Origin of the sequence: Kandleria sp., from assembly GCF_017934775.1 — a bacterium.
Lineage (GTDB): Bacteria > Bacillota_I > Bacilli_A > Erysipelotrichales > Coprobacillaceae > Kandleria > Kandleria vitulina.
Map to the genome: position 1 here is coordinate 1 of NZ_JAGBIX010000009.1, position 4,125 is coordinate 4,125.

Here is a 4,125-nt window from a genome sequence, read left to right on the forward strand (position 1 = left end):
CATGTCGCGGAGAATAAAAACTGCATATACAGTCCGCGCGCGTGACTTGCTTCAAAGGAAAAGTACTAAATTTGGGGCTTACAGTTTACTGGTAAGCTCTAAATTTTGAGCCCCAAACTTAGAACTTTTCTAATTTATTTATCGAGCTCCGGGCGATCAGCTTTTGTCCCGGTAAAAGCATCCTTAAATATCATTGAAATACCGGTGTCAAAACTTTTAATATTTGACACCGGAAGATCTCAATCAAAATGTTCAGAAAAAGGTTCATTGAATTTAATGTACAAAACTACAATCTTAAACCGCATAAATACGTTTCCCGAAATCGACTTGGAAGTGTGCACACGCATTAATGAAGTTTCCGTTACACTTACCTTTTCAATTTCTGTTATCAGCCTTTTTTCTTAACATGTTTAACAACCACACCGGACTTAGAGTGTTTAAGATATTTTACTTCTATGTAGTCTCCTTTATCCGCACGGTCATAAAACACAGAAACACTTATTTCTTCACCGGATTTATCATCAGCTATTCTGATAAGTCTTTCACTGTCTCGAGATGAATATGCTTTGGTAAGCACGGTTCCTGATACCTGCTGGAAATTATCATTGATAATATCCGGTATATCCAAAGAAAACGGAACAACAAAATATATAAAGCAAAATACTGCCACCGGAGCTATAAGAACTTTTAAGCTCATATCAACTACCCGCAAATGCTGCTCATACCAGACTTTAAAGGATCCTCTTGCTGAAGAAGGCGATAATACTGGCCTCCCCGATACAATTTTATAAATTATCCATACGAGTATCCCTGTTAATACTACACACTTAAGTATGCTTCTTGCATAAAAAACTATCATTATTCTACTCCACAAATTCGATTTATCGATTTCATCCGCAAATAATCATAGGACCAATTCCTAACTGTCCTTTTTCCTGGTCATAATTAGCTTCACAGCAATACCCAGCCCCACAATAATAAGCAGGCATGGTAGATAATCCCAAATTAAAGCCGGAATCAGAATCGTGATAATAACAACCAGATCAAGAATATCAACTTGTTCTATAATAATATACCCCGCAATCACTGCTACAGCCAAAACAACTATGCCAACAATAAGTGCTATTTTCCACGATTTATTTCTAGAATATTCCTTTGTAACCCTCATTACCTTGTCCCCCCAAGTAGTATTTAAAGAATTTATCCTATTATATCTACCTCACATTGCACCTACAATCATTATCTTGAGAAAATAAACCCTCCTAATTCCCTATTTGAATGTTAAATTCATCTGGCAATATAATAGAGCCCTGAAACATCCCTGTTTCAGCGCCCTTATCCTTCGGGCAAACCCTCAGGAATATATAGATAAATAGGATAGTAGAACACATATCATAGATTTATATATGCGTTTAATTTTAATTTAGGTGGCATGATACGCCTTCCTTATACCTGGTCCAATTAATTTGCATTTGCGACCAATCAAGCTTTGTAACAATCTCCTCTCCATTTTTCACATTATGCATTGTCATCTGAAACTCATCAAAGTTCTCATTATGAATTTGATTTATCCATAATGGGCGCTCTATTGGATGGAAACCATGCTCTTTAGCATATACTTCGTCACCAATGATAACTACTACGTCATCACCTCTGACGTCATCTATAAAAAATTTTCTTCCATTCGAAAAGGCATGAAATGTTACAGAAAAGTAACCCTCTACCTTTTGGGGAGATATTGAAGATTTCGCCTTAATACTCTGTAAACAACTCTTTACTCTTTTACCTATAAAATCAATTAAATGCAATATCTCCTCCTGTACAAACTGCCGATTTGCAAATTCAGGTTAAGTCTTTCCATCCGAAAGTATCAACTCAACCCTGCCTATAAAATGCACTTAACATATCAAGACATTCTCCGATGCTGACATCATCATGATACAGTATTCTCGGCCGTCCTTGTGAGTTCTTTTCATTTAGTCCGGCTTCCACATGCATGTAACCATTGTTGTTACTTGCCACTTGTAGAAAGGTAATGCCGTTAACTACTTCCGAAGGTGCCAACACAATAAACTCTATATATCCCATCTCTAGATCCTGTAAGAAGTTATCAAGATTAATTTCAAATGTCTCCGGCTCTACCAGCGTATCATCTTCCGCCACACGAAGAGTCCACTGTATATTGCACGCTTTTTTCTTTGCTTTAAAAATGTTTAAAAGTCCCATATAATCTTCCTTCTCCACCATAAATCCCGATTCTTATCAATCTATCAAATTATATAATCACTCAACAAAAAGGAAAAGTATTTACCATTTTAGTTGCAGCGTTATACGTACACGAACATAAGATTCATTACCCGCAAATTGCCACTCAGAAGTTTTCCTGGCTCGTGACGAACTCTTATCCCAAAGATCTACATGATATTTCTGACGAACCTCTCTTTAATTCTCCCCAATCTGTTGTTTGTTAATATCAATATCGAAAAAGAAGCTCCAGGCGATAAACCTGAAGCATCCTCTAGAAATTATATACTCGAATTTTTTCAAAGACTTTAAAATATGCATATGTATCATGTGAAAATTTCGATTCATATTCAGAATAATCCAAATCTTCCCATTTTACTGTGGCTTCGACTGTGATTTATACTTATCAAAACACCCACTTTCAAGCTTACTAATTACCTGGTCTCTTTCTGTATCTCTCATAAATAAAATTAATTCTCTCAACCGTATTACTTCATTTAAATCATTTGAATCACTCATAATCCCTTTATTATATAATATTCCATCTATAGTAGCCTGAAGAGCCTTTGTCTCAGCACACTGTTTATAAATTCTAGTAAACATTTTATATACATTCTGATCAGGCCTTAAGCCTTTTGCCAAAGTTATATAATGATAGTCATAACCTGAAGCAATTATATTTTTCTCTATCAGTTCTAAATACTGCAAATCTTTTGTGCTGTTAAAAAGTAAACAAGCAATTAGTTCAGACTCTTCACTAGGAATAATATAGCTATTTATAATCTCCTTCAGAGCATTTATTCCATCATATTTTTTTAGTAATGGAAATAATACAAGAATATCAGTATCCTCTTTCTCATAATATGTCTCCCAAATCTGTTTTTCCGCTTCTTCCTTTTCTGATTCCGGAATATCTGTTAGAAGATTTGTACTATATCCATCAGCTTTCTGTGAACCTACTGCATTTATCTGATTTATTAATCTTGTATATTCTTCACTTACCATAGTTTTCCTCTAAATACACGAAGTCCTTGTCTATATTATCTTTCGTAAATGGACTACCCTTTCCGACGTGGAGTCGGTGAGGGTAGTCCATTCATTTTCAGATGTAGTCAAAGATTCCTTGAATAGCGTCTGTGATATTTATAATGTCAGGATAATGTATCCTATCAATCTTCGAATAACCCCTGATATTTAAATCAAGGAGTGCCATTTTTTCGCATTGCACATAACCTTCTACGTCTTCAGTTTTGATATGTATATGTAAGGGTCCTGCTTCCCCTTTTTCAAAAATAGGACAGCCGATTATCTCAAAAGTCTGATTAAAGAAATCCTTACTCACAATAAGAACCGGTTTCTTGATATGTTCAATCTTAAGTATATCCCCCTGATGCAATTCTTCCTTCATTCCCAAATCTCTCTTCCTACCGGTTCACCCCAGTCAAATTCACCGTCTAAATGGAGCTGCCCACCATATTCTGCAGCACGTTCTTCCAGTGTTCTATGTCTAAATGGTTTAACAAGCATTATCATGCCATTAGATACCTTGATATCGAGAACATCATCAACTGAAACAGCTGCTTCCTGAAGTACTTCTTTGGGTATTCTAATTCCTTGACTATTTCCCCATGCTTTAACTTGAGCTTGCATAAGCAATACCTCCTTTGTATATACATTGTATATCCCCGAGTCAAAAAAATCAACTTATTCATCATTAAGGTTAGTTCATTATACTGAAAGTGAACTAAGTCGCTGCGCGACGGCCTGCCAAGGCTGTGGCGCAGCGTTTCTTTTACTTAAAAAGCAGTAGATAGTGACGCCCTGATGATGTATTGTTTAAGTTACCACACAAAAACTAAATACTACCAAAAGGCACTACTA

At 35.8% G+C, this 4,125-nt stretch carries 7 protein-coding genes; all 7 read right to left on the reverse strand.

Features of this window, described 5'->3' with window-relative positions:
- Window positions 1-388: 388 nt before the first annotated feature.
- Window positions 389-859 carry a hypothetical protein gene (locus J6L95_RS01850; protein WP_287457934.1) on the reverse strand — a complete coding sequence of 157 codons (471 nt, stop codon included), beginning with the start codon at window positions 857-859 and terminating at the stop codon, window positions 389-391.
- Between the two features lie 60 nt (window positions 860-919).
- Window positions 920-1,168 carry a hypothetical protein gene (locus J6L95_RS01855; protein WP_287457935.1) on the reverse strand — a complete coding sequence of 83 codons (249 nt, stop codon included), beginning with the start codon at window positions 1,166-1,168 and terminating at the stop codon, window positions 920-922.
- A gap of 250 nt (window positions 1,169-1,418) precedes the next feature.
- Complete coding sequence (locus J6L95_RS01860; protein ID WP_287457936.1) at window positions 1,419-1,808, reverse strand: hypothetical protein; 390 nt, start codon at window positions 1,806-1,808, stop codon at window positions 1,419-1,421.
- Window positions 1,809-1,875: 67 nt separating this feature from the next.
- Entirely contained in the window at window positions 1,876-2,226 is a 351-nt protein-coding gene (locus J6L95_RS01865) for a hypothetical protein (RefSeq protein WP_287457937.1), read from the reverse strand.
- A gap of 393 nt (window positions 2,227-2,619) precedes the next feature.
- Window positions 2,620-3,249 carry a hypothetical protein gene (locus tag J6L95_RS01870; RefSeq protein WP_287457938.1) on the reverse strand — a complete coding sequence of 210 codons (630 nt, stop codon included), beginning with the start codon at window positions 3,247-3,249 and terminating at the stop codon, window positions 2,620-2,622.
- A 97-nt stretch (window positions 3,250-3,346) separates the two neighbouring features.
- On the reverse strand, window positions 3,347-3,652 hold the full coding sequence (locus tag J6L95_RS01875) for a type II toxin-antitoxin system PemK/MazF family toxin (protein WP_287457939.1): 306 nt from the start codon (window positions 3,650-3,652) through the stop codon (window positions 3,347-3,349).
- The gene (locus J6L95_RS01880) at window positions 3,649-3,894 is read right to left on the reverse strand and encodes an AbrB/MazE/SpoVT family DNA-binding domain-containing protein (protein WP_287457940.1); all 246 of its coding nucleotides are present in this window, start codon (window positions 3,892-3,894) and stop codon (window positions 3,649-3,651) included. The genes J6L95_RS01875 and J6L95_RS01880 overlap by 4 nt, the downstream gene beginning before the upstream one ends.
- Window positions 3,895-4,125: the final 231 nt, after the last annotated feature.

Excerpts from the sequence above, each read along its gene's own strand:
- J6L95_RS01850 (WP_287457934.1), bottom strand. The coding sequence starts at position 859 with ATGATAGTTTTTTATGCAAGAAGCATACTTAAGTGTGTAGTATTAACA.
- J6L95_RS01855 (WP_287457935.1), bottom strand. The coding sequence starts at position 1,168 with ATGAGGGTTACAAAGGAATATTCTAGAAATAAATCGTGGAAAATAGCA.
- J6L95_RS01865 (WP_287457937.1), bottom strand. The coding sequence starts at position 2,226 with ATGGGACTTTTAAACATTTTTAAAGCAAAGAAAAAAGCGTGCAATATA.
- J6L95_RS01870 (WP_287457938.1), bottom strand. The coding sequence starts at position 3,249 with ATGGTAAGTGAAGAATATACAAGATTAATAAATCAGATAAATGCAGTA.
- J6L95_RS01875 (WP_287457939.1), bottom strand. The coding sequence starts at position 3,652 with ATGAAGGAAGAATTGCATCAGGGGGATATACTTAAGATTGAACATATC.
- J6L95_RS01880 (WP_287457940.1), bottom strand. The coding sequence starts at position 3,894 with ATGCAAGCTCAAGTTAAAGCATGGGGAAATAGTCAAGGAATTAGAATA.